General features: G+C 45.8%; 18 protein-coding genes. 5 read left to right on the forward strand and 13 right to left on the reverse strand.

The window, feature by feature from the left end; all coding sequences use genetic code 11:
• Nucleotides 1-2: 2 nt before the first annotated feature.
• The 9 genes from E4K71_RS11150 to E4K71_RS11190 all read right to left on the reverse strand — a co-directional run bounded on the left by E4K71_RS11150 (nt 3) and on the right by E4K71_RS11190 (nt 11,009).
• Nucleotides 3-1,346, reverse strand: a complete 1,344-nt coding sequence (locus E4K71_RS11150; RefSeq protein WP_135079566.1) for a Na(+)-translocating NADH-quinone reductase subunit A — start codon at nt 1,344-1,346, stop codon at nt 3-5.
• Between the two features lie 383 nt (nt 1,347-1,729).
• Entirely contained in the window at nt 1,730-1,936 is a 207-nt protein-coding gene (nqrM, locus tag E4K71_RS11155) for a (Na+)-NQR maturation NqrM (RefSeq protein WP_206201901.1), read from the reverse strand.
• A gap of 47 nt (nt 1,937-1,983) precedes the next feature.
• Nucleotides 1,984-3,006, reverse strand: coding sequence for an FAD:protein FMN transferase (locus E4K71_RS11160; RefSeq protein WP_135079569.1), 1,023 nt, complete (start codon nt 3,004-3,006; stop codon nt 1,984-1,986).
• A 132-nt stretch (nt 3,007-3,138) separates the two neighbouring features.
• A complete protein-coding gene (locus E4K71_RS11165) occupies nt 3,139-4,401 on the reverse strand; it encodes a TonB-dependent receptor (RefSeq protein WP_135079571.1) in 1,263 nt (420 codons plus the stop codon).
• A gap of 196 nt (nt 4,402-4,597) precedes the next feature.
• The gene (locus E4K71_RS11170) at nt 4,598-4,996 is read right to left on the reverse strand and encodes a hemerythrin family protein (RefSeq protein ID WP_135079573.1); all 399 of its coding nucleotides are present in this window, start codon (nt 4,994-4,996) and stop codon (nt 4,598-4,600) included.
• Nucleotides 4,997-5,033: 37 nt separating this feature from the next.
• Nucleotides 5,034-6,257, reverse strand: a complete 1,224-nt coding sequence (locus E4K71_RS11175) for an EAL domain-containing protein (protein ID WP_135079575.1) — start codon at nt 6,255-6,257, stop codon at nt 5,034-5,036.
• A gap of 3 nt (nt 6,258-6,260) precedes the next feature.
• Entirely contained in the window at nt 6,261-7,487 is a 1,227-nt protein-coding gene (locus tag E4K71_RS11180; RefSeq protein WP_135079577.1) for a hypothetical protein, read from the reverse strand.
• Between the two features lie 16 nt (nt 7,488-7,503).
• Entirely contained in the window at nt 7,504-7,869 is a 366-nt protein-coding gene (locus tag E4K71_RS11185; protein WP_135079579.1) for a response regulator, read from the reverse strand.
• Between the two features lie 89 nt (nt 7,870-7,958).
• Nucleotides 7,959-11,009: a PAS domain S-box protein gene (locus E4K71_RS11190; RefSeq protein WP_135079581.1), complete on the reverse strand. Its 3,051-nt coding sequence runs from the start codon at nt 11,007-11,009 to the stop codon at nt 7,959-7,961.
• A gap of 195 nt (nt 11,010-11,204) precedes the next feature.
• On the opposite strand from E4K71_RS11190, the gene E4K71_RS11195 reads away from it, so the two are divergent.
• From E4K71_RS11195 to E4K71_RS11205, 3 genes are all read left to right on the forward strand, one after another.
• On the forward strand, nt 11,205-14,039 hold the full coding sequence (locus tag E4K71_RS11195; protein ID WP_135079583.1) for a PAS-domain containing protein: 2,835 nt from the start codon (nt 11,205-11,207) through the stop codon (nt 14,037-14,039).
• 157 nt (nt 14,040-14,196) lie between these two features.
• Nucleotides 14,197-15,636, forward strand: coding sequence for a glyceraldehyde-3-phosphate dehydrogenase (locus E4K71_RS11200; protein ID WP_135079585.1), 1,440 nt, complete (start codon nt 14,197-14,199; stop codon nt 15,634-15,636).
• 272 nt (nt 15,637-15,908) lie between these two features.
• On the forward strand, nt 15,909-18,161 hold the full coding sequence (locus E4K71_RS11205; RefSeq protein WP_135079587.1) for an ATP-binding protein: 2,253 nt from the start codon (nt 15,909-15,911) through the stop codon (nt 18,159-18,161).
• Nucleotides 18,162-18,167: 6 nt separating this feature from the next.
• On the opposite strand, the gene E4K71_RS11210 is transcribed toward E4K71_RS11205, so the two are convergent.
• Nucleotides 18,168-20,912 carry a GGDEF domain-containing phosphodiesterase gene (locus E4K71_RS11210; RefSeq protein WP_135079589.1) on the reverse strand — a complete coding sequence of 915 codons (2,745 nt, stop codon included), beginning with the start codon at nt 20,910-20,912 and terminating at the stop codon, nt 18,168-18,170.
• Between the two features lie 91 nt (nt 20,913-21,003).
• On the reverse strand, nt 21,004-21,909 hold the full coding sequence (locus tag E4K71_RS11215; RefSeq protein ID WP_135079591.1) for a hypothetical protein: 906 nt from the start codon (nt 21,907-21,909) through the stop codon (nt 21,004-21,006).
• Nucleotides 21,910-22,107: 198 nt separating this feature from the next.
• On the opposite strand from E4K71_RS11215, the gene asd reads away from it, so the two are divergent.
• Both asd and E4K71_RS11225 read left to right on the forward strand, forming a co-directional pair.
• A complete protein-coding gene (gene asd, locus E4K71_RS11220; protein ID WP_135079593.1) occupies nt 22,108-23,019 on the forward strand; it encodes an archaetidylserine decarboxylase in 912 nt (303 codons plus the stop codon).
• Between the two features lie 182 nt (nt 23,020-23,201).
• Nucleotides 23,202-23,393 (forward strand): hypothetical protein, encoded by a 192-nt coding sequence (locus E4K71_RS11225; protein ID WP_135079595.1) that lies wholly within the window; start codon nt 23,202-23,204, stop codon nt 23,391-23,393.
• 12 nt (nt 23,394-23,405) lie between these two features.
• Here the strand turns inward: E4K71_RS11225 and E4K71_RS11230 are convergent, their stop codons facing one another.
• Nucleotides 23,406-24,413 (reverse strand): response regulator, encoded by a 1,008-nt coding sequence (locus E4K71_RS11230; RefSeq protein ID WP_135079597.1) that lies wholly within the window; start codon nt 24,411-24,413, stop codon nt 23,406-23,408.
• Complete coding sequence (locus E4K71_RS11235) at nt 24,410-24,826, reverse strand: bacteriohemerythrin (protein WP_135079599.1); 417 nt, start codon at nt 24,824-24,826, stop codon at nt 24,410-24,412. Before E4K71_RS11235 ends, E4K71_RS11230 begins: the two co-directional genes overlap by 4 nt.
• Nucleotides 24,827-24,942 lie beyond the last annotated feature (116 nt).

Below are 24,942 nucleotides of genomic sequence, written 5' to 3' on the forward strand. Positions count from 1 at the left end.
GATCAGCCCTCCTTCTCGATCTTTGTGAGGTTCTCACGTAGCGCTTCACCATAGTTATATTTACTATGACAAACGAAGCTACACAGCGAGAGGTCTTCCTCGTCTAATTCCAATGCGCCGAGTTGTTGCGCGCTGTCAGTATCCAGAACCAACAAAGAACGCAGCAATTGGGTCGGCAAAATATCCAGCGGCACAACTTCTTCATAAAGCCCGACCGGCACCATGGCACGGTAGCTACCGTTACGGTTTGTTGTCAGGTTGAAGAGTTTGCTCGGTGTCAACGCAGACAGGTTCACACGTGCAAAGGAGTATTTATCGAATTTCGGGATCAGCCAGCCCAAAAGATCGCGCTGACGACCTTCATGCATCACAGTGACCTGTGAGTGATAGCGCCCCAGATACGCAAATGTATCTTCGGCGGTGTCACCAGAAAGCAGTGAGCCGGAAATCACACGACAATCGTCGTAGTTACATTCGTCTTTTGTCAGCTCATTCAGGTTGGCACCGATACGTGTGCGTACCAGACGAGGCTTTTTAACACCCGGACCAGCCAATGACACAACGCGATCTGGAGAACGTTCACCTGTTGTGAACAGTTTACCGATAGCAATCACATCTTGATAGCTGATGGTCCAGACTGTTTTTGTCGCGCTTACCGGATCCAGATAGTGGATATGAGTCCCTGCGTTACCAGCAGGGTGCGGACCTTCAAAGTCTTCAAAACGAACGCCTGCAATGTCAGCACCCGGAATGTTGCCACCCGGATATTTACAAACAAATGTCGGACCTTCGGTCAGTTTTGAAATCAGCGTCAGACCGTTGTAGAAGTCTTCCTTGGCATCTTCAATAATCACATTGGCGTCAGCGGCCAACGGATTACTGTCCATTGCTGTTACAAAAATGGAGCGCGGCGTATCTTGCGAATGCGGCACCTTGCTGTACGGGCGTGTGCGGAAACAAGTCCACCCACCGGAAGTCGTCAGCTGTTCGCGAATCTTTTCAACCGGAATGTCAGCGAGACTATCCGGTGCAAATTTCTCAAACTGTACGGCCTGTTCGTCTTTATCAAGCTCGATAACAACCGACTCCAGAACACGACGATGACCGCGGTTAATCGCAATCACTTTACCGCCGCCCGGAGACGCATATGTGATATCGGGACATTGCTTGTCGACGAACAATGCCTGACCTCGTTTGACGTGGTCACCCACGGCGACTTTCATAGATGGCTTAATCCAGCTAAAGTTAGGCCCGATTAGGGCAACTGTATTGACGGGATTACCATCGTAAATCTGCTGCTCCGGTGCTCCGGTAATCGGAACATCCAAGCCCTTTTTAATTCTCATCCCCAAACTCTATCCCTCTTCTAGCTTCGCAACGCATGCGAAGGGACAAACTCTCGACCGCCTAGCAAAAAACAATAGGCAACTAGGCGAAAAACGTACACCGAGTAACACAGAACAACGCCCTATGCAATTGTCATATTTACTTTTATTGGTAAGACCTTTGGCCCAGTTTTCCGCGAGGTTGAACGCCCTTTTTCGAAGGGTTTTAATCACCAATTGAGGATTACATTTATTAGCTTTTGCTTGATTAAATTGCTATCAGCGCAACTGCCACGCTTATATGAAAACACAAGCATGGTCATCCGCCTGCTGTACAAAGACGCAATGCGGGTATTTCAGCAATGGGAAATAAGGAATTATGCCTATTAAAGCATAATGGAAAGCTAGCTTAAACGCTTCCTCAGGTTCTTCTGATAGCAGCTATTGGGGTCATGAGGGCGTTTACAGACCACACAATGGTCAGAGTCGTCAATCGCATTCAATCCGCCACAACTGCCTTGAATGGGCTTGCGCTTAAACATCACGCCAATTGCCATTCCTGCAATCACAAGAATAACAACACCGAAACTTAATAAAAAGAGATCCATCATCTTTTATTCTCCTTTTCCAGCCCCCAGACAGTACACGACAATAACAGCTATTTTACCTGATTTTCATAGACATCGAAATGAGAAGAGCGTTTTTCAACAAAACCTTCTCCTTCTCTAATCAGGAAAAAGGCGGCAATCCCGTTTTCTTCTGCCAGCTTGGGTCCTGCGATCTCTCCCATGGCAAGAAGAGCCGTTGCCAAACCATCTGCTGTCATTGCAGTCTGACTTAAGACTGTCACGGAAGCGAGCCTATGTGTAACTGGTTGTCCTGTGCGCGGGTCAATAATATGGGTAAACCGCTTCCCGTCCTTTTCAAAAAAGTTCCGGTAATCCCCCGAGGTCGCCATCCCTGCCCCATGAACCGCAACAATGCGATGAACAGAGCGGCTGGTGACATCCGGTTTTTCAATCGCGATCCGCCATGGCTCGCGACGTGCGTTGGTGCCTTTTACCCGTAAATCCCCCCCAATTTCAACCATGTAATTTTCAATACCCTGACTTTCCAGATAATCCGACAGGACATCAATGCCAAAACCCTTTGCAATTGCAGAAAGATTGACCGTTACCTCCGGGTTAGACTTTTGTAAAGCTGGCGGCTCTTGACGAAGGGAGACCTTCTCATACCCCACCTGTTTCAGTGCAGCTTCCAGCGCCGACTCGTCCGGTGTTTCCCGTGTCATGGATTTGGTGGAAAACCCCCATAATTTGATCAAGGGCTCAATCGTGACATCAAATAGTCCGTCCGTCATGGCGCTAATGCGTTGAGCTTCTGCTGCAACTCGAAAAAGGTCAAGGGAAACCTCCACCCACTCCGTTGAGTTGGATGTATTGAAACGTACCAGCTCGGAGTCTTTGACCCAAAGGGACATTTTATCATTCACCCCTTTTAGCAACTCACTTAAACGCGCCTGAACCTCATCAGCGGGAAGTGTCTTGGGTAAGTCGATGACTTTAACCGTGAATGTCGTCCCCATGGTTGAACCGGAAAAAGAAGTCTCCGTTCCCAACTCCACCTCATCAGCGCAAGCACTGAGTATAAACAAAAGCGTAATGGCAAAGAAGGCACGCATGGTCTTGACCCTTTTTTGATGAATGAGCCGGGAATATATGTGAATTCCCCCACAGGGTAAAGACCTCGCCAATCCCCATAAAAAAAAGCGCCGGAAAACCGACGCCTTTTTTTCTTTATGCAAGTACAGAACTTAAAAGTCCTTCACCAGCTCAATCTGGCCATTATCATGTAGATAAGACACCAGTGGACGCATGGAGTCTGAAACCGGGAGACTGCTGATTCTCAACTGGCTTTTGTTATCCACCGGGTAAATATAGGCAATGGTTTTATCCGTAAAGGTCTGGCCCAACCCTTCCAGCACACCACCGGCCAAGCCTTCGTAGTTTTCTTCCTGGAAAATATCTTTCACCCCACGTGCACCACTGACCAGTGCCACTTCTTCAGCTGTATAGCGCGCCAGGAACTGACGTACCCGGAAATAGCGATACAGTTCGGAAATCAACACGTGATAGCCCGCTTCACACAACTGGTTCACACGTGACAGGAAGGTGTTCACATCAACGCCTTCTTCGTTGGCCAAAGAGGACATGGACATTTCAGCCAGACTGATAATTCCTTTGGAAATACCGGGGTCACGCTTTTCAAAACGGGCCTTGGCATGGGTAAAGCGATCAATATCGCGCTGTTCCACCGTTTCAAACTTACCGCGCATAGCCAAAATACGATGTTTGTACAATGCATCTGAGGGGATCACCACCTTGCCATCCGGGCTAAACAGAACCGCACGCACCAAACTGGCATGGACAAGCTCCAGCGCCATCAGGCTATTATCAATATGATCAAAGTTCGGACCGTTAAATTCGATCAGATCAATTTCAATGCGGCCCCATTTGATGTTGTCTTTCAGATGGTTAATCAGTTTTTTTGGATCATCGGCATAATTATAGGCCCCATGAATCAAGTTCACGCCCAAAATACCGATGGCTTCTTGCTGTTCCAGATTGGTATCGTCCAGCATGCGTACGTGTAAAATAATTTCATCGGGTGCAGACTGGGGTTTTGTTTGCAGCTTAATCCCTAACCAGCCATGACATTCAGAACGCTTGTTATAGCTTTGTGCCGCAACCGTATTGGCAAAGGCAAAATAGCGGGAATCTTCTGAACGGTGGTCAGCCACCCGTTCTACCGTCAGCTCGTATTCACGCTCCAGCATCCGTTCCAGACGGCTGCGTGATACATAGCGTTTATCCGGGCTCGCCCCATAAATTTCATCACTGAAGACCATATCATAAGCAGACATGGATTTGGCAATCGTTCCCGCAGCCGCACCGGCCTGGAAGAACCAGCGTGCAACTTCTTGACCTGCCCCGATTTCAACGATCGTGCCATAATGCAGCGGGTCAAGGTTGATGGACAATGCTTTTTCAATGGTGCTTACAACTGGTTCGCTCATAATTGCTGCTCCCTCTCATACAGCGAGTTACATACTACCGATACGTGATCGTTCCTTGAATCTTGGATGAGTACATGCCTCAATGACACCGTTGCCTGCTCGCATGTCCGCATAACATACAAGGACTTACACGAAAGTCCATCCTTCAATGCACAATTTGAACGCTAAATATATTATTTCACTCATCCAAATCGCTTTATTGGCCCTTTGAAGAATACACTTCCTGATCTTCAATCATCATATGGGGGAGCAAACGCTCTTCCACCCAGTTCAAAAGCAAACGTCCGGGTTCTTCCTGAAACCCCAGTTTTTCTGCATCCCAGGTCTTTTGTAATTCTTTGGCAAGCACGTTATGTTCCTCGCAATGCTGCGCCAGACCCGAGGTTTTCAAGCGTTCAAAGTATGCTTCTTCCTCGTTGAAATGCTTTTGCGTATAGTTCAACAACTCAGCAAAACAACTTTCCAGATGATCCTCGTCTCTGCGCGCCAAAACGGCATTAAATAGTTTCTCTGCGATTTTGAGCAGGTTCTTATGTTGTGCGTCAATCATACCTTCATCAATGCGATACGCATCTTGCCAGTCAAAGATAGACATCCAAGCTTCTCCTTCATATTCGTATCCCGAAAAGCCCTTATTTATGTTTTAAAAACTGCTTATATAAGTCGACTGGTTTGATAAGAAAATCATCAAGTCCCCAGCCTTCCAGTTCCTGATCAATCGGTTGACAGCCAATAAAATCAAACCCGGCACAGATTGCCCCAACACTTAAACTGACGGTTTTAAGCCCCAAAGCATGGGCGTGCAGATTTTCATATTGACTCACCTTGGCAATAAACACCTCCATATCTGATAATATTTCCGCTTCATCACGGTTGTCATGGCTTAGATCAACCCCAAACGATACAATGCCATCAACCCCGTAATCTCCAATCTTGTCAAAACCAAATGGCACCTGCAAATACAGGCCATAACAATAAGAACGCAAACGATGTAAGGCCCGTTTGATATCGTCAGAACCGGCATTTTCAGGAATGGATTTCAATTCCATCGACACCCGGTTACGCCACGCGGGAAGCAACGTGCCATAGGTTTGCAAGAACATCTCAAACCCCGCGTCTTCCATGACTGTATCAAAATGGATTGGGACAAGAATGGAAGCCATGTTGTTATGCTCAATAACCTTCACCACCTGATCAACGGCATGAAAAACGGTTTGCGCATCCAGCGCATATTCCATTTCATGCTTCTGAAAATGCTGGGAAAGGTCATTTTCATCCAGAATGGTTCCATCATCCTGATGCCAGCGGGGAATACATTCAAAACACATGACGAAATTGCGCCGCACATGCCAAATCGGCAAATAATCAAACGACGCCTTTCCTAACAATTTCGCAGACTCATCCAAATCAGGTATTTTCTGTTGCTGACCGGTTACCTCTGGAACACGTGTTTTTTCAATCACAATCGCATTTTGCGCCGTGCCCACCACGACAGAACAAGAAACCGTCACACGAGCCCAAGGACCTGAAAGATGTGGCCCCAGGGCTTTCATCAGCTTTTGCGCCAACTCCAAAGACGTTTGCTCATACGCCTGGTCCGCAATCAGTAAAAAGGATGTTTCATCAAAAGAAACAATTAGATCACCAGTTCTGAGGACCTGCTTTGCTTCCCCTTTCACAATTCCTGTCAATCTGGGAGCCGCCTCGCCGCCTCCCCCCAGTCCCTCAAAGCGCAAAAGGACCACACCATTGGGATTGTTGTGAACGGCCTCTTTGAGCATTGTCTCCAACAATGCCCAATAGTCTTGCCCGAGAAGCTGATCCTGCGCACCACGATATGTTACAGTTTCTGTCATCCGCTATTCCTTTGAAGCGGCATATTTAGAGACATAGGGCATTCTGATCGAATAATACTGGACGTCGCGCGCGCCTTCCTGAACATCTGTAATGGCATAGCCATCCACATAATCAATCCCGGCGCAGATCGCTGCCGTTGTCAGGCTGATGGAACGCACCCCGTGCATATAAGTATGAAGGCCAAATTTGGCGGCACTGGCGGCAAATTGTTCCATATCATTCATAATGTTCAGTTCTGAGCGGCGGTCATCATATAAATCCACCCCGACAGCATGCAAACCGATATGTTTAAAGCCGGAAAAATCGCGATGCATAGAATCAAAACGTGCCATCACAGCCCGCGAAAATGGTTTGAGAGCCTGAATTAAATCCTGCAAACGCGACTGGGGAATCCCATCGGGTAAATGGGTAAGTTCAATCACAATACGCCCCTGATGCGGGGCCAAATTACGTTTACATTGTTCCAGTAAAATGGAACGTCGCCCGGTTGACGCCAGAGATTCAAAATGCACAGGCACTGTCAACAAGGCCGGGTTCTTCATTTTTTCCAGTTTCAAGGCTTCACGGTGGATACGTTTCATGGTCATCAAGTCCAGTGCCTCCAGCGCAGCCGGATCGAGATGATCATCCAACACGTTGTAACTGGATAAAAAACGCCCAGGCCCCTGTGGGCGCACCGGAATACAGAAATAAGACGAAATGATTTTATTTTTCACAAACCACAAGGGCCTGAAAATAAAATCCACATCTTCTTTGACCAGAGCATGGGTCCGTACATCCTGACTGGCCCGAATGGGAGCGGCTTCCTCATCGTCTTCGACAATCAATTGAGAAGGGTCCGCCCCTTGCTGCCAGAAAAATCGGCCGTTTTCATCAGCAGAGGCCATGGTCACAGTAATGGCTTTTTTAGGATCAGGTGATCCCAGCAATCGTTGGGTGATTTCCTGTGCAATCAGATTGATTTTAATCCGTGCGCGCGCCTGATCCAACATGCCAAAAGCAATCAGATATTTCTTTTCATCCCAGCGGCAATAGACATCATCATCATGCAGGCGATGCTTGATCACATCTTCTGTGGTTGCATAAATCTGTTCTCGCAAACGATCCCAGCGTTCCCCGACATGTTCGGCAACAGGGGCCAGCTCCAGTACAAACACCCGTCCTTTGCTGGTTGCGCTTCTGTCATTGAAAAAACTTTCAAACCTTTTCTTATCGTCTTCTTCATTCATAGCCACCCCCTTTAAATTAGGTGAGGCATGCATTGACTGCGCTTATGAGATCAGCAGATGAAAACGGTTTGGACAAAACCTTGTCTGCCCCAAACTCATTTGCCAGCTGAAGAAAGTCCAAATTGCGAGTTCGCCCACCACCGGATATAGCAATAATCTTTAGATTGGGGTCTTCGCGCTTCAATTCAATGATCATCTCGACACCTTCTTTTTCCGGCATAATAATGTCGGTGATAATCAAGTCGATGTCATTGTTGTGGAATTGCTCAATTCCTTCATTTCCATTTTTGGCTTCAATAATGGAATGATCAAAACCTTCAAGAATTTCACGAACGGTGTAGCGTGCAAGTTCTTCATCATCAATTACTAAAACATGTGCCACGACTTCCTCAACACTCTTAGCTTATTGTAGTTATATTTTCGTATAGGTTAGCACATAAACCCATTGAAATGGAACTATTTCCGACAAACTCACCCTTTTTTCGGCAAGAGTATGTCAAATGTCGTTCCAAAGCCAATCCGGCTATTCGCCTTAATCCGCCCTTGATGCTTTTCGACAATACTTCTCGCCATGGCGAGCCCCATCCCGGTTCCCTCTCCCACAGCCTTGGTTGTAAAGAATGGATCAAAGATCCGATTGAGCGTGCTTTCTGACATCCCCGGCCCATTGTCCTTGAGGCGTATATGGAAATATTGATCGGCCACAATCTCAAAATCAGGATCAGATTCCAGTTCCGTTTTCCCGACAAGATCACATTGAATATCAAAGCTCCCGGTGCGACCATGCAAGGCATCGGCTGCATTTTTCGCAATATTAATCAAAACGGACTGCAGTTGACCAAAGCTGCCTTCAATCATACAGCTCTGGCAATTGTTCACCTTATCTGAACATCCTGCCTCAAAAGAAATCTGCATGGAAGACGGCATGGTCTGTTCCAATAATTCCACGGTTGTTTCCAGCAGATCGACCACTTCGATTTCATCAAAGCTGACTTCTTCTTCACGGGCAAAGATCATCAGACTTTTCACCAGTTCTTGTGCCTTTTCCCCTGCATCCTTGATTTTAACCATTCTTTTTTGCAAGGGACTTTCTTCTTCGAGCTGGTTTGCAGTCAAATCAGCCAGTGCAATCACAGGCAAAAGCATATTGTTAAAGTCATGGGCAATCCCGGCCGCCATATTACCCAAAGCTTCGGATTTTTGTGATTGCCAAAGCAAGCGTTCGACTTCCTTGCGGTCCGTAATATCCAGGCAGACCCCTTCAAAATGGGTAATCTCCCCTTTTCTGTTGCGCCGCACCCAGGTGCGATCATCAATCCAGCGCAAGGTGCCATCCGGCATTTTTATGCGATATTCCTGAACAAAGGAGGCATCATTATTGTCAATATGGCGACGGACCTCCCCACCAACCCGTTCCAGATCAGATGGCTCCACAATATCGGCAAACATAATCTCCCGGCTTTCAAACTGTTCTTTGCGATAGCCCCATTCAGACACATTGCTGGACACATATTCCACAGGCCAGCCTTCTTCATTTTTCCATAAAAAGGCAACCGCTGGACTGCGGTCCACAATGGTTTGCAATTCGGTCAAAGCATCTTTTTGCTGGTTCAATCTTTCTTTGGTCAAAACAGTTTCGGTCACATCCAAAATGGAAACCGGAATATTTTTATAATCATCTGGCTGGGTCGGAATGGGCACATAGATCATGACATAAAGAATGCTGCCATCCAGCTTACGCTGGGTCGCGGTTGAAACAAAACCAGATTCCTGACGCCAGATCGCATCAATCTCATCAATAAAGATATCAATGGCATCACCGGAAAATGTCTCTGAAATTGAACTGTAAAACTGTTGTTTTGATTTTGCCCCATACATGAGCAGGGTTTCTTCATTCACATCATTGATTTTAATTTTCTGGGCCAGCTCAAACGCCTTATCAAGATTGGCATGCAGATAGACCTTAATGTCGCGCACACCAGAAGAGCGGATTTCTTCCAGCGTTTTATAAACTTCGGTAAAATCTTCATCCCAGATTGATATTTTTGCATTATCAAACAATGATTTATACTTTGATGCACTTTCAGCCAGCGCATCATAAACGCGATGCAAGGCATGTTCGGCTTCTTTCTTGGAAGAAATATCGCGAAAAATAGCAAGTGCGCTCCAGCGATCATCTTTTTTCAGCGCAGCCAAAGACAATTCGATATCAATGATGCCCCCATCCTTACAACGCGCCTTAAGTTCCAGCACCTCGCCTTCGGTATGTAAGAAACCGCTTTCAACAAAACTGGACAACCCCTCACGGGCTTTTTCACGATCAGAATCACAGGTCAGGAAATCATGGGGGGATTTTCCTGTCACCTCTTCTCTTGAATATCCCAGGATTTTTGTTGCCGCCTTGTTCCAAACAACAATATGCCCCAGATTATCCAGTAAAATAATTCCATCGGCCGCATTATTCACAATTGCATCTGTCAGCGCCTTATTTTCAGCAAACAGACGGTTTTTCTCGAAGCTTTCGGTCACATTTCGCGCAATGCAAACCGTCCCGGTCTGAATATCGTCATCCGTTTTAATCGCTGATTGCTGGGTGTGGTAAATATTATTTTTGCCATTCACAGCAAGTTCACTGACAAAGAAATTACTTTTTCCCGTTTCGGCCAATTCCTGATCTGAAATCAAAAGTTTATCCAGAACCACCTGCGGCAAGAATTGGCAAATATTCTGCCCGACAATGGCCCGTCCCTCAGCCTGAAAAAGGTCTTCCCCAGCCCGATTAATAAAAGTGATTTTCCCCCTGAGGTCTTTAGAAACGACAATATCATCCGTGCCGTTCATCACTTGACTGAGCAATTCCTCATTGCGTTCAATCACCCGGATCAGCGGCGCACTCGTTCGTTGAAAAAAGAAAGCACCTGCAAAAATGATCACAATGGCAATCAAGGCAATGCGAAAGCCCGCCTGAACAAAGGGATCATGGATTTCAGCCCAATCGACCTTGGCGACAATCCCCATATTCAGAATTTTCACATGTTCATATGCCGCCAGAACTTCGCTCCCACGATAATCCAGCCCGGTCATAATCCCGCTTTTCCCATTTAAAGCAGCCAGCATCGGTTCTGCAATTTTATCATTGATCCGTATCACTTGTTCCGGATTCATCTGCGTTTCATGGCGATGGCGTAACAAGAAGATAATTTTGTCATCTTCCTTCTTGGCAAGGGTAAATTCCCCAGTCTCGCCAAACCCTTTAAAGTTCAAATGAGCTTCGCGCACCTGCAACAGGGTATTGGCATCGGATTGTGCCTCTGGCCTTTGCAGGCGCTGCCCTTCCATCCGATCATATTTGGCAATGGATTCAATCATGCGGGCACGAGATTGAACGATCTCAACAAGGCGCCCTTTCTCGTGCTCAACTTCTGTTTGATACCAGGTTGTGAACACCACCCCGACAGAAAAAACGACAATCACAATCATGATATTAATAAGCAAGAAGATTGTCTTACTGGTCAGTTTCATGGCCGCCTCCCCAGATTGCGCGTCACAATCGTGTTGATCCCGGACAGACCTGCGATATACGCCTGTTGAAACGGGATTTTACAAACCTATTGTATTTTTTAGATCTATAGGTACTTTATTATTGGGTAGATAAAGTTTGCCATAACCATCGAGCAAATTAAAGAGTAGGCGATACAATAGGGGGTTAAAAAATTCATGACAAAACCCGATACAGACCTGTATCCCCCCTTAATCAAGGCTGCACCAACAATTTTTGGTGTTCTCTTTGGTATCTCGATTGTCCTAATTTCCCTTATTCTTGAAATGTATGTCACGGGCTTAAGCTGGTCCTATAAGAACTTCATTCAAATCCACCAAAACAATCCTGTGCTTTTCATTATCGGCACAGCCCCTGTTATTCTGGGGGTGATGTTTTTCATCATCGGGCAACAACATTTCAAACTAAGGCAAAGTGTTGCTGAGACACAGCGCGAAAAGAAGCTTCTGCAAACCTTCATTGATACCGTCCCCGGTCATATCAATATGAAAGATGCCAGCGGGAACTATCTGTTGATGAACCAGTTCCAACGCGATTATTTCGGTTGGGAACCCCATGATATCATTGGGAAGTCAATCACTCCACACGCCGAAAATGCCAAAGAACACCATGCTGTTTTACAATCGCGCAAAACAGAAGTTTTTGAACGCGAACTCACAGATAAAAATGGCAATAAGGACTGGTGGCTGCATTCGCGCTCCCCGATTTTAGATGAGCAGGGCCATGTGGCTTATGTGGCGACCAGCGCCTTGAATATTTCTGAACGTAAGCTTTATGAACAAAAATATGCCCAAACGGCAAAAGAGCTGGAGGCGATTCTTGAAAATGCCTCGCTGGGGATTTTTGTTGTCTCAACGGCAAGCAGGGCCATTACCCGCGTCAATAAACAGTTTGAAAATATGATGGGTTATAGCCGGGAAGAACTTCTCGGCCAGAACACCCGTTTATTTTATCTTTCCGACGAGGATTGGGCAGCTTTGGGGCAACGGGCTTACCCTAAACTGGCACAAGGCCAAACTCATCGTGAAGAAGTCCGCTGGCGCGATAAAGGGGGCTCTTTACACTGGATTATGCTGACAGGAGCCATCGTTGATCCGGACAATGGCGAAGATGCCATCTGGCTGATTGATGATGTGACTGCAAGACGCGAAGCCGAAGAAGCTGTGCGGCAAAAAGAAAAAGAATTACAACGCAAAACCGACCTGCTGGAAACAACCTTTTCCAATATCAGTCAAGGCATTGCCTTTGTGGACGAAGATTACAAGGTTGCCGTGTGTAATTCTGTCTTTTTGGATATGCTGGACTTCCCAAAAGAACTTGGGCGTGAAGGTACTCCTGTTGAAGAATTATTCAGATATCGGGCCCTGAAAGGCAACTACGGCAGCGGAGATGTGGAAGAGTTTGTCAAAAAAAGGATGGAACGTACTCTTAGTGGGGACACTCATCATTTTGAATATGAACGAAGCAATGGGACAACCCTGGAAGTCGTGGGCAAAAAAATGCCCTCTGGCGGTTTTGTAAATACCTATACCGATATTACCCAACATAAAAATGCACAGCAGCAGATTTCATCCCTGTTAAATCACGCCGACCAAGGGTTCCTGTCCTTTGGCCCAGATTTAATCGTTCACCCCCAATATAGCCTTGCCTGCACAAACTTCTTTGGCACAAAGCCCGCAAACCATAAGATTACAGACTTATTGGGCAACGGTTTTGATCAGGAATTTTTTGACAGTTGCATCCATCAGGTTTTTAACAGTCCGGACGAATTCCAGAAACAAATGTTTTTGGGCCTCTTGCCTAAAGAGTTTGGGTTTAATCAACAGTATTTCAGCGCCAGCTATCGTTTCATAGATGAGCGTCATTTGATGATGGTTCTGACCAATATCAGTGAAGAACGCCGTCTGGAAGAAGAATTAACCAGCAGCCATGATGAATTGAAAATGATCGTCAATTATGTCCGGGAACGTAAAACCATTCAGGACCTGATCAACGATTTTCGCGTTTTTCTGGCCCGTCTGGAATGGTCCATAGAAGACGGCGGGCCTGACTGGCATGAAACCTATCGTCAAATTCACACCTTCAAAGGACTGTTTATGCAGTTCTCCTTCCGCCACCTGACAGACGCTATTCACAGATCAGAAGATAATCTGCAAAAACTGTCAAAAGATCATAAGCGCCAAGAGCTTGTTGATAGCGTGGATGCCAAAACTCTGTTCAAGGCACTTGATCTTGATTTGGCAATTATCGTTGATCAGCTTGGGGATGCGCATATTGATCATCATTCAGCCCCGCAACATTACCTGTACCGCATGCAAAAACTGCAAAAGGCCCATCCACAGCTGGAACAAGATGACACATTCATCTCTCTTATGGATGAGGTTAAAAAATCTCAGAAAAAAGAGATGAAGAATTTACTATCCCCCTATCTATCCGGTCTTGAATTGATCGCAGAAAAAGCAAACCGCAAAGTTGACGGGGTGGAATTTTGCGGGGATGAAATTTATGTCCATGCTGAAGAATACCGCCCGTTCCTCAAAAGCCTGATTCACGTTTTTAGAAATGCTGTCAAACATGGAATTGAAGAGACAGACAAGCGTATCGAAATCGGTAAACCCGAAGAAGGTAAAGTGACGTGCGAACTCTTAGATAAGCAAGACTTCTTTGAAATGAAAATTTCCGATGACGGCCATGGTATTGACGTAAATGCCATCACTAACAAAGCCATCTCTCTCGGCCTGATTGATCCAATAAAAGCCGAGGGGCTCAATCATCAGGAGAAGATGATGCTGATCTTTCAGGACGAATTTTCAACCACTGAAGAAGCCAATGAATTGTCAGGACGTGGCATCGGCTTAAGTGCGGTAAAGAAAGAGTTAGATGACTTAAATGGATCAGTAAAAGTGGAAACCACTCCCTTACAGGGCACAAGTTTCACCTTTTCCCTCCCTTATGAGGCAGATCAAGCCCTCAACGCAAACAGCAGTAACTAAATCTGGTAACGAAGAGACAGATTCTGGTTTCTTTTTAGGCATAGTTTTGCTATCACCCCCTCAGATTTAAGGAACCATCTGGAAAATGTTGGTCAGCGTCAACATCTCCGGGTTGGAAACTTCGCATGCACTTTTATAGTCACAGGAGATAATGAGCATGACTGATTCAAGCGTAACGCACTTTGAAAATTGGAAAGAGCAGCAAAGTGCCGCTGAACAGATGATTCCGTTGGTGGGCAAGTTGTACCGTGAAAACGGCGTAACAATCCGTGTCTTCGGTCGCCGCATTCAAAACCACAACACAATCGACATTCTCAAAGCACACCGCTACTCCAACCAGATGGTCGGTGAATATCTTGACGTGACAAAAAGCCTTGAGCTGCTGCAAGTCATGGTCGGTATGGACCTGGCACCAGCACGCGTTGACATCGGCAAGCTGTGCTACGCTTTCATGAAAAACGGTGGCGATGCACAAGCCTTCATCAATGAAGAACTGTCTTCTATCAACACAGGGAAAGGCACTGCCCTGGAAGAGCCACAAGACGTGGTTCTTTACGGTTTTGGTCGGATCGGCCGCCTGCTGGCCCGCATGATGATCGAACGTGTGGGTGCCGGTAACAAAATGCGCCTGCGTGCCATCGTTGTTCGTGGCGGTAAAGAAGGCGATTTGCAAAAACGTGCAAGCCTGCTGCGTCGCGACTCTGTTCATGGTTCCTTCAACGGCTCTATTGATGTGAACGAAGAAGAAAGCGCAATCATTGCAAATGGCGTGTACATCAAAGTAATCTACGCGAATTCTCCGGCTGACGTGGACTACACGGAATACGGCATCAAAAATGCACTGGTCGTGGACAACACAGGCATGTGGCGTGATGAAGAAGGTCTGGGCCAGCACGTTGCATGTAAAGGGGCTTCTAAAGCCCTGCTGACTGCACCGGGCAAAGGCAACATCAAGAACATCGTTTATGGTGTAAACCACGGCGATATCGAAGCCTCTGACACCATCTTGTCTGCGGCGTCCTGTACAACAAACGCCATCACACCGGTTCTGAAAGTTCTGGACGACGAATATGGTGTTGAAAACGGCCATGTTGAAACCATCCATGCCTATACCAACGACCAAAACCTGATCGACAACTACCACAAAGGTGATCGTCGTGGTCGTGCGGCTGCCATGAACATGGTTCTGACATCTACTGGTGCAGCCTCTGCTGTTGCCAAATGTCTGCCGCAAATGAAGGGCAAGCTGACAGGTAATGCGGTTCGCGTTCCAACACCGAACGTTTCCATGGCGATTTTGAACCTGAACCTGAAAAAAGAAACAAATGTTGAAGACATGAACGCGTTTTTGCGTGATGTGTCCCTGAACTCTTCTTTGCAGGATCAAATCGACTACACAGCTTCTACAGAAGCGGTTTCCACTGACCTGGTGGGCAATGTTCACGCCGGTGTGGTTGACTCTCAAGCCACAATCGTGGATGGCAACCGTCTGGTTCTCTACGTTTGGTATGATAACGAAGCTGGCTACAGCGCACAGGTTATCCGTATGATGCAAGACATCGCCGGCCTGAAAATGCCGACTGTTCCTGCGGAATAATTCATTTTACAGCCCTGATCTAAAGGGCATGATTTGAAGAATATATGGCCTCCCCTTTTTATTGGGGAGGCCATATTTTTTGCATCTTATAGGAAGGTTGCAGCCACCGAAGGCATATGACAGAATAAAATAACGTTCGTGATACAAAAAGACACCCGTTAAACCCCTTAAGTATCCGGCCCCAATTGAGAAACAGGAAATCCCCACGTATAAATTAACAAATATACACATATAGCAAGAATAACTTGTATTGATTTTAAACGGTGGCATTCATGAAGCTTACCCATAAACTGACAATCCTGTTTCTCGGCGGTTATATACTGCTGGGCATTGCCAGTTATGTGGGCAGTAAATTTGTCAGCGATAATATTGAAACCATCATCCATAACGGCACGCCAAAAATCAAAAATGGCATGGAGATGGAGATCAATCTAAACGAGGCATCTTCGGCCCTGCATTATTACATGCTAACCGCCTCAAAAAATGCACTGGCTTCCTTTAAAAAGCATGCCAAAAATTTTGAAAAAACCGTTGAACAATATAAGCGCCTCACCCTTTCTGAACGTGAAAAAGAGCTGCTGCAAATTATTCAACAAAAGTTTGTTCAATTTAATGAAGTCGCTTCTATCCTGATTAAAAAGAACGACCTTCAATCCCAACAAATGAAAGAACGTGATCGTATTCTTGGCAATGAGATTCAAATTCTCATGCAGGATGTCCTGCAAAAAGGCCAGCAGATCACCAAATACACCCTAAAAGACCATATCCTTGTGGAGATGCAGGTTAATCTGCAAGAAATCATTTCTGCGGTGCGTGCCTATTTATTGCGCCATGATGAAAAGCTGAAACAGGATGTGGCCCAAAGTGCTGAAAACTTCAGCCTGTGGAAAGCACGCATCCTCACCCTGCCCTTAACCCATGATGAACGCCGCAAAATTGGTGTGGTCAATTTCCTCTTCACAGAAATTGAAAAATTAAGCCTGCAAATCCTCACCCTTGAAGATGAGAAAACACAGCTCGTCCAAGAGTTGGGAGACATCAACGAGGAAATGGAAGAACTGTTTGATGACGAACTGCTGGTTGTTTCTTTCCAGCAGGCCCATCAGGCAGAAGAAGCCGCGCTGAAAACCATTACCAGCATGCGCGATATCAATATCCTCATTTTGATTTTTGGCGTCCTGCTGGTCAGTTTTGTATCACGCCCGATCCTGAAAGCCATTCGTGAGCTGACCCTTGCCACCGGAAAGGTCAAAGAAGGCGAGACCGTTAATATCGAAGTAACCTCCCGTGATGAATTGGGCGAACTGGCCTATGCCTTCAATCACATGTCAAAAGAGCTGCATACCCAAAAAGAAAAACTCATTGCCGCCAAAGAAGACGCCGAAACAGCCAATAATACAAAGTCTGAATTTCTCGCAGCCATGAGCCATGAAATCCGCACACCGCTAACTGGTATTATGGGCTTTTCAGATCTCTTGCTTCAGGATGATATCCCTGCCAACAGCAAGAACAAGGCCCAGCGGATTAAGACCTCAACAGAAGCCCTGTTCAGAATTTTGAATGACATTCTGGATATGTCAAAACTGGAAGCCGGTAAGTTTGAAATTGAACGGGTTGATTTCAAACTGAAAGATTTGGTTGAACATGTCAGCGGCATGTTTGAAAAAAGCCGTAAAGGCGACCAGCATGTCACTTGTGAACTCCTGTTCAGTGACGATTTCCCCGCAACAGCCCATTCCGACCCGACCCGCCTGCGTCAAATTTTGCTCAATCTGGTCGGCAATGCCTTTAAATTTACACATGATGGCAGCGTTACCATTGACTGTAAGCTTGTTGAAGGCACAATGCTTCAATTTTCAATCATTGATACTGGCATCGGTATTGATGAAGAAACATTAGCCCGCCTGTTCACTTCCTTTACCCAGGCTGATGCCTCTATCTCCAGACGCTATGACGGCACCGGGCTTGGCCTTGCGATTTCCAAAAGTCTCATCACCCTGCTTGGGGGTAAAATCACCGTTCAAAGCGATGAAGGTGTTGGCAGTACCTTTAGCTTCACCCTGCCCTATATCGAAGCGGCCGCTGACTTTGACGGATCCAGAGAACAGGCCAAAGCCAGTGATTTCAAAGCCACACGTCCGCTCAATATTTTGCTGGCCGAAGACAACCGGGTCAATCAGCATATTATCTTCAAATTTATGGAAGCCTACGGCCATAAAGTCACAATTACCCAGAATGGTCAAGAAGCCGTTGAGGCCCATCAGGCACAAAACTTCGACCTGATTTTAATGGATGTCCGCATGCCGGAAATGGATGGGCCTGAGGCCACACGCACCATCCGCAATCTGCCTACGGGTAAGGCAGATATTCCCATCATTGCGGTAACAGCTGATGCGATCAAGGAACATATTGATGGCTATTACAATGCCGGGATGAATGCCTTTGTTCCCAAACCCTTTGACTGGGTCCAAACCATCAAGACCATCAATGATGTGTTGGGTGAAGAAATTCACATTCTGAAATAAGGCTATTTAAAGATCGTGCAAAGGCGGATTTTCACACCATTTAACCAGCTCATGTAATTCCATCGGCTTGGCAAAATAATAGCCCTGCACCTCATCACACCCTTCGGCCTGTAAGAAATCAATCTGCTCTTTCTTCTCTGTTCCTTCAGCGATCACATCCAAGTTCATGGCCTTGCCCAAAGAAATAACGGTTTTGACAATAGCACGGCTTTGATCATTTTCAGAAATAAAGCGAATAAAGCTCTTATCGACTTTCAGCTGATCCAAGGGGAATTTCGCCAGATAGGCCAAAGACGAATGCCCGGTCCCAAAATCATCAACGGAAATTCTAAAGCCCAATGATTTCAGCTTATTAAGCTGCCCTAAAGCCAGGTCCAAATCTTCCATGATGGAACTTTCCGTCACTTCCAGTTCCAGACAGGCAGGATCAATCTTATGATCCTTAAGCAGCTTTTCCAGACTGGGTAACAAATAATCCGATACCAAAAAGTTCGCTGAAATATTGATCCCCATACGCACAGTCGGCAAAGTCTGTTGCAGGGTTTTCAGGTCCTGCACACAACGTTCATTCGTCCATTGGCTTAACTGGGAAATGAATTCCGAGACTTCCAGAACCGGGATAAATTCCCCCGGTGAAATAAAACTGCCATCGGGACGACGCCAACGCATCAAGGCTTCCACCCCAACGACGTCACGGCTTTTCAGGGATATTTGCGGCTGATAGACCATATAGATCTCACCATTTTCCAACGCCTGTTCCACCGAATGTAAAATCATCGTGCGGCGAGACACATTTTGCAAAATACCACTTTCAAACCGAATAAGGGTACTGCCACTCATTTTGGAACTTTCAAGCCGGCTTAATTCAAGGTAGCGATTGATATCGTCTGTCGTCCTCTTATCGGCACTGAGCGCTTGTAAGTCATCAGGATAGACCAGCGCCCCACACGAGGCACTTACCTTTAACAAGTTCTCGTCAACTTCAAAGGCATGATGAAACACCTTTTGAATTTTTGCAGTAATCTGATTTACATAATCATCTGCATGATCTTCTGTGAACAGCACAATGCCAAAACGATCCCCCCCGATTTTGGCAATCAATTCAGCCTCACTCAGTTCCCTTTTTAAGCGTTCTGCAATTGTGCAAATTAAGCGATCACCATATTCCCAACCAAACGCCCCATTAATTTCAACCAGACCGCTAACCCCAAGGTCAATAATCACCAGCTTGCCAAAATCATCAAACTGGTCAATTTCAGCCTGCATGCTTTTAATCAGTTCATTAAACTGCATTAGGTTCGGCAGTTTGGTTAAGGTATCCACATAAGCCAATTGATGAATGCGACGTTCCGCATTCTTAATCTCGGTAATATCGGTGCGTGCCGACACATATTTATGGATCGCCCCTTTTTCATTTCTAAAGGGCATAATGGTGGAATAGACCCAATAAAGTGATCCATCCTTACGACGGTTTGTCACTTCCCCATGCCAAATTTTGCCTGATGAAATTTCTTGCCACATTTTCTTCCAGAAAACGCTAGAATGCATATTGGACTTCACCAAATTATGCTTATTCCCCAAAAGCTCTTCGAGGCTGAACCCGCTTGTCTTGCAGAATTTTTCATTGGCATAGGCAATGCGACCCGCCGCATCTGTCATGGAAACCAGGGCATGTTCATCCAGTAATTTCTTAAATCCATTGACCTCTTCAATCGTTTGTTCCAGTTGCAGGTTGGTTTCTTCCAACTTGCGCTTGGCTTGATTGAGTTCGGACATATCCGTAATGGTCAGAATATATTTTTGCCGCCCTTGGGTGTTCAAGGGTTGGACCTCCACCAAAACAGGTTTTCTGGAAAAGGACTCATCCTGACTTTCAATGGTAAACTGCCCCATATTGCCAGAGAGAACATCAAGGAAAGCGGGCATATCTCCGATACTGCCAAAGATATCCAGCAACGAAAACTTTTTGTCCTGACATTGAATAGCCCCAAAAATCTCTTTGGTTTTTTCATTATATTTTTCAACCATTCCATCGCGGTTCACAACCAAGAGCCCGCAAGGCAGGCCGGAGGTAATGGAATCCAGATAAAGGGCTTTCTTTTCAATTTCGCCAAATAATCGTCTGAGATTACTCAGCAAAAACCCGGCAACAAACAGCAAGATGAAAACCCCAACCAGCCCGACAATCACCACCATCTTGCCGCCGCTAATGGCATTGGTTAATTCACTGTGGCCTTGTTCAATGCCTTTTTCAATCCCTCTGGAAATGATCTCCATTGCTTCAAAGGCCGGGGTATCATCTACCTTTACAATTCTGTCAATATCCGTCACAGCACGCCCCCCGGCAATCGCAGCCTTAACCATGACGGTCATATTTTGATAGGCCCGCAGCACTCTGGCAATATCTTGCAGGGCGTCTTTTTCAGCTTGTGTCTTTAGGTGGACTTCCAGTTCTGCAATGGCGATTTTTGCTTTTTCTGCACTTTTGCGCGCCGCATTATAATATTTTTCATCATGGCGAATAACGTAATTTTTAAAATGGTGGATCACACCGCCATAGCCCAAAGCACTCTTTAAATCCGCCAGATGGTTGGCGCGATGAAATGTATCATCTGCATATGTGGTCCAGGATCGGCTGATCCGGTTAAAATCATCATATGCCTTTGTTCCAATAACCAAAGACCCCAAAGCCAAAGCGACAATCAACAGAATTGAGATCTGATATGTTTGTTTTTCCGTCAGACTTATCATTACATACGCCAAAATAAAGACACTAAACTTCCACCGTCCTTTATCAAAGCATCAAGCACTTAAGAAAAGATAAATAAAGCTGCCAAGCCCCTTAATAAATCAACTCTTCGAGGTATCGGCGTGCGAAATTCAACTCTCGCCAAACATGGGTCGGGGTTGCATGGTTTTCACCACCAGGCAATCTGAAGGTACCCCCGCCCCCAATTTGGTGGCGTACCTCGATTAAGTCAGCCAATAAAATACCACAGGTCTTATTCACAATTCGAGGTGTAATAAATTCTTTGGACAAAAGCGGGGCTGTCACCCCCCCTTCAATCTCAATCCCATTGGCAAGAACATAACGGCGCAGACCTGTAATCAGCTTATTGGCTTCACGATAGACATGGATCGGCATTTTCGGTGTCAATAAATCCACCGGGGATTTCTCGACACTGGGGCAAACCTCGCTGGCACACAGGCTTCTGACCACCTGACTAATTGCCATCACCCGGCGCAATACATTTTTAGGCAGAACCGACGGGCTCCCAATGGAGAGCATAAAGTTTTCAATACGCTCCATCACCGCATAATGGTCTCGTGGTCCCCGTTTATTTTCCGGAATTGTGCTATGATCCACCATCAAATCATTTGCTGCTAGGATAAGTTCCAGTTTTGCATCAATGCCTTGAAGCAAAACCACAATGTCATCCTCGTTATATTTTTTGAAATGTAAGATTTGCCTTTCCTCAACCTCTTCCCCATGCATTTTTAAAAAGGCACTTAAATGACGATCCACATCAATGGCGCGATGAAAGGTGTGGCGGATTTGCATTTTATGGGAACATTCCGTGCAATAGCCATCAACAACTACCCCTTTGGTCCGCATCGCACGAATAACCGTCACAATATGATGCGTCAGCTCATTGGTCAGATAAGACAGGTCAGAATCATCTTGTGCAAAGGCAGGGACCTTGACCAAAAAACAAAGAGAAACCGTAATGGCGAAAATAAAACGCATAAAAACCTCGTAGATTCTTATCACGAATGTATATGATTTACATTTGAAGGAAAGAAAAGTTTTCTTAAATTTTCACTTTTTGACCAAATAGACAATTATAGCTACAGCATCTTTATACAGATCAATTCTCAGATTGAAATCTCCCATAAAGCTGCCTACAATCCGCATCCCCTCAAGATAAAGAAACAACAGGTAACAATGGCGAACAGCACCCCCATAACAGTCATCGACCGTGAAACAGGCAAAGCCTTTCATGAAAAAATACTCGGTGAAAAATGGATCAGATGGGCCTATCAGGATGGTAATGCCACCACTTTGGAAAGCCTACTGTTTCGTTCTTCCCTGATCAGCACACTGATGGGCTGGTGGTATGATTCCCCTTTTTCAAAGGGTAAAATTGACTCTGCCATTCACGAGCTGGAAATCAATGAATGGGAATTTGCCTCCCCGAAGGAAAGCTACGGTTCCTTCAACGAGTTTTTTGCCCGCCACCTCAAAGACGGGACACGCCCTTTTGATCCGGCCCCTGAAAATATCGTTTCTCCGGCAGATGGGCGTGTGTTGGTTTTCCCAAAATTGGATGAAGATACCTTTGCACCGGTAAAAGGCCACCCTTTCAACATCCGTAAAATGCTGCCTGTCGCATCAGAACATTTCATTAATGGCTCCCTTGCCATCATCCGCCTGTGCCCTGCGGATTATCACCGCTATCATTTCCCCTGTGCTGGCAAGATCGTACAGTCACGGGATTTTGCCGGGGCCCTTCATTCGGTAAACCCTATCGCCCTTGGCAGTGGCCCGGACGTTTTTGGGGAAAACAAGCGCAGCTATACCATGATCCAGACCCCCAATATCGGGACCTATTGTTATGTTGAGGTCGGTGCCTTTGGGGTGGGCAGCATCATTAATACTAAGACAGATGGCTCCGTTCAAAAGATGGAGGAGAAAGGCTATTTCAAATTCGGTGGCTCTACTGTTGTTCTGGTGTTTGAACAAAATAAAATCCGCTTTAGCGAAGACTTGATCGCCAATAGCGCAGCGGGGCACGAAACCCTGATCAAGGTCGGTCAGCCTCTGGCAAGCGCTATTGAAAAAACGGATAAAAAATAAGACGCCAAGGGCACCAATAAAAGAACAATAACTCTTGGACTTTCGAGTAAATGAGAGTTATTATTAATTATAAATAAAATTTTATGGAGTTATGTTTAAAAGCAAGGGTTCACTAAGGACGGGCCAATTGGAGAGAACAGAGGCAAATCTCTGAACACCCCAGACACAGGAAAGGGCCAGCAATGAGCACACCGCGAAAGAAGAAAAAAGACAAAGCAATCGAAGTGGATCTGGATGTGATCCCCTATACCCTCAGCATCCAACCCCGTGATACACACTTGTGGAAAGTTGTGAATATGATCGGCAACCTATTTAGCGAAGCCCCGAAAGATCAATCATCACGCCATCGCTCCCAAAACCGTAAACAGGGATAGGGTTCAGGCTGCTTAACTTGCCTGTTTCATATAACTTTTAGCAACAACGCGATTGCCGCAACCGAGATATTCAACCTCATCAAACGCCATTGACATGGTCAACATGATCCCACGACCATGAAGGTCGAGCATGCGTTTTGGGGATGCCTCGACAAATTCCTGCCAATCAAAACCTTCGCCCATATCCTGAATATCCACTTCAATATGGTCGGCAAAACGCTTGAAAGTACATGTGACATATTTGTCCCTGTTTTCTTCAAGCTTCATGCGCTTTTCGATTTCATCAGCCCAGCGTCCATCTAACAAAAGCTTGCCTTTTTCATCATAGGCAATGCCCAGATTGCCATGTTCAACGGCATTCACCAGTAACTCATTCAATCCCAGCAAGGCATTATCCGGTACCGTAAACAAATGGGACATTGTCAACGCGACATTTTCCGCATCCTGAATAGATTTGATTTTATAATCAATACGTTCCATCTTGCGTAACGTTTCAATGGGCCGTTCCAGTTTGGCCAGCAAATCCTTGTAACGCCTGATCACAGAAGCCAGCTGTGATTGTTTGGCCTCATCAGCCTCACCATCACAACCATCTTCAAGCCGGGTGAAAAAGTCATTGAGCGCGATATTATAGCTTTGAACAGCACGTTTACTGACATCAAGCTGCGCACGGATACTGGCCAGTAAAATATCATAATCAATCGGCTTGGACAGGAAGTCATTCACCCCCAGCTCTTTACCCAGAATTTCATCTTCACGCGATGAAAATGCTGTCAGGAAAATAAAGGGGGTCGCAGCAATTTCAGGATGATCAGTCTTAAACTTAACAAAAAACTCATGCCCACCCAATTTCGGCATGTTGATATCGGAAATAATCAAATCCGGCTTATATTGCAAAATCTTGGCAATGCCCTCTTCCCCGTCAGCGGCCTCAATCGTATCAAAGCCATTGAGTTCAAGGACATCTTTAATATCTTCACGTACATCATTCTCGTCTTCGACGATCAGAATTAAAGTCATGCCTTGTCCTTTCCCTTTTCAAGGGCGGAGCGATATTTCATATCTTCAGATAAAATATGACCGGTCCACCACTCCCGCAGGAACATGATAATTTCATCAGGAACCTTGTTTTCATGGGCCATTGCCGCCACTGACAAGTTCGAGATCTTTTCCAGGTACTGCCAGTGCTGTTGACGGTGTGCGTCAAAATCTTCATAGCTGCATTGCATCAGAACTTCTTCTTCATAGCGTAAATGCTCTTCCGAATAATGCAGAAGTTCTTCCAACACAGTTGAAACCAGCTCACTATCGACGTCAACCTGACCCTGTGCAGATAACTGGTTAATCAATTCAAAAATCTTCTTGTGCTGGTTATCCAATTCCTCTTGCCCAACACTGTATTTTTTATCTTCCCAAACAATACGTTCCATCATGGCCCTGGCGAAAAGCGCTACCCTGTTTCAAATTTATCTTAAGTTGTTCATCACGAACTAACCTACACTTTATACTTTGTGAAGCCAAACATCAATTATCACGTTCGCGTTAATTT

The organism is Terasakiella sp. SH-1 (assembly GCF_004564135.1).
Classification (GTDB): Bacteria; Pseudomonadota; Alphaproteobacteria; order Rhodospirillales; family Terasakiellaceae; genus Terasakiella.

What these genes read in the sequence shown, in the direction of transcription:
- E4K71_RS11150 (WP_135079566.1), bottom strand. Translation starts at nt 1,346, where the DNA reads ATGAGAATTAAAAAGGGCTTGGATGTTCCGATTACCGGAGCACCGGAG.
- nqrM (WP_206201901.1), bottom strand. Translation starts at nt 1,936, where the DNA reads ATGATGGATCTCTTTTTATTAAGTTTCGGTGTTGTTATTCTTGTGATT.
- E4K71_RS11160 (WP_135079569.1), bottom strand. Translation starts at nt 3,006, where the DNA reads ATGCGTGCCTTCTTTGCCATTACGCTTTTGTTTATACTCAGTGCTTGC.
- E4K71_RS11165 (WP_135079571.1), bottom strand. Translation starts at nt 4,401, where the DNA reads ATGAGCGAACCAGTTGTAAGCACCATTGAAAAAGCATTGTCCATCAAC.
- E4K71_RS11170 (WP_135079573.1), bottom strand. Translation starts at nt 4,996, where the DNA reads ATGTCTATCTTTGACTGGCAAGATGCGTATCGCATTGATGAAGGTATG.
- E4K71_RS11175 (WP_135079575.1), bottom strand. Translation starts at nt 6,257, where the DNA reads ATGACAGAAACTGTAACATATCGTGGTGCGCAGGATCAGCTTCTCGGG.
- E4K71_RS11180 (WP_135079577.1), bottom strand. Translation starts at nt 7,487, where the DNA reads ATGAATGAAGAAGACGATAAGAAAAGGTTTGAAAGTTTTTTCAATGAC.
- E4K71_RS11190 (WP_135079581.1), bottom strand. Translation starts at nt 11,009, where the DNA reads ATGAAACTGACCAGTAAGACAATCTTCTTGCTTATTAATATCATGATT.
- E4K71_RS11195 (WP_135079583.1), top strand. Translation starts at nt 11,205, where the DNA reads ATGACAAAACCCGATACAGACCTGTATCCCCCCTTAATCAAGGCTGCA.
- E4K71_RS11200 (WP_135079585.1), top strand. Translation starts at nt 14,197, where the DNA reads ATGACTGATTCAAGCGTAACGCACTTTGAAAATTGGAAAGAGCAGCAA.
- E4K71_RS11205 (WP_135079587.1), top strand. Translation starts at nt 15,909, where the DNA reads ATGAAGCTTACCCATAAACTGACAATCCTGTTTCTCGGCGGTTATATA.
- E4K71_RS11210 (WP_135079589.1), bottom strand. Translation starts at nt 20,912, where the DNA reads ATGATAAGTCTGACGGAAAAACAAACATATCAGATCTCAATTCTGTTG.
- E4K71_RS11215 (WP_135079591.1), bottom strand. Translation starts at nt 21,909, where the DNA reads ATGCGTTTTATTTTCGCCATTACGGTTTCTCTTTGTTTTTTGGTCAAG.
- asd (WP_135079593.1), top strand. Translation starts at nt 22,108, where the DNA reads ATGGCGAACAGCACCCCCATAACAGTCATCGACCGTGAAACAGGCAAA.
- E4K71_RS11225 (WP_135079595.1), top strand. Translation starts at nt 23,202, where the DNA reads ATGAGCACACCGCGAAAGAAGAAAAAAGACAAAGCAATCGAAGTGGAT.
- E4K71_RS11230 (WP_135079597.1), bottom strand. Translation starts at nt 24,413, where the DNA reads ATGACTTTAATTCTGATCGTCGAAGACGAGAATGATGTACGTGAAGAT.
- E4K71_RS11235 (WP_135079599.1), bottom strand. Translation starts at nt 24,826, where the DNA reads ATGATGGAACGTATTGTTTGGGAAGATAAAAAATACAGTGTTGGGCAA.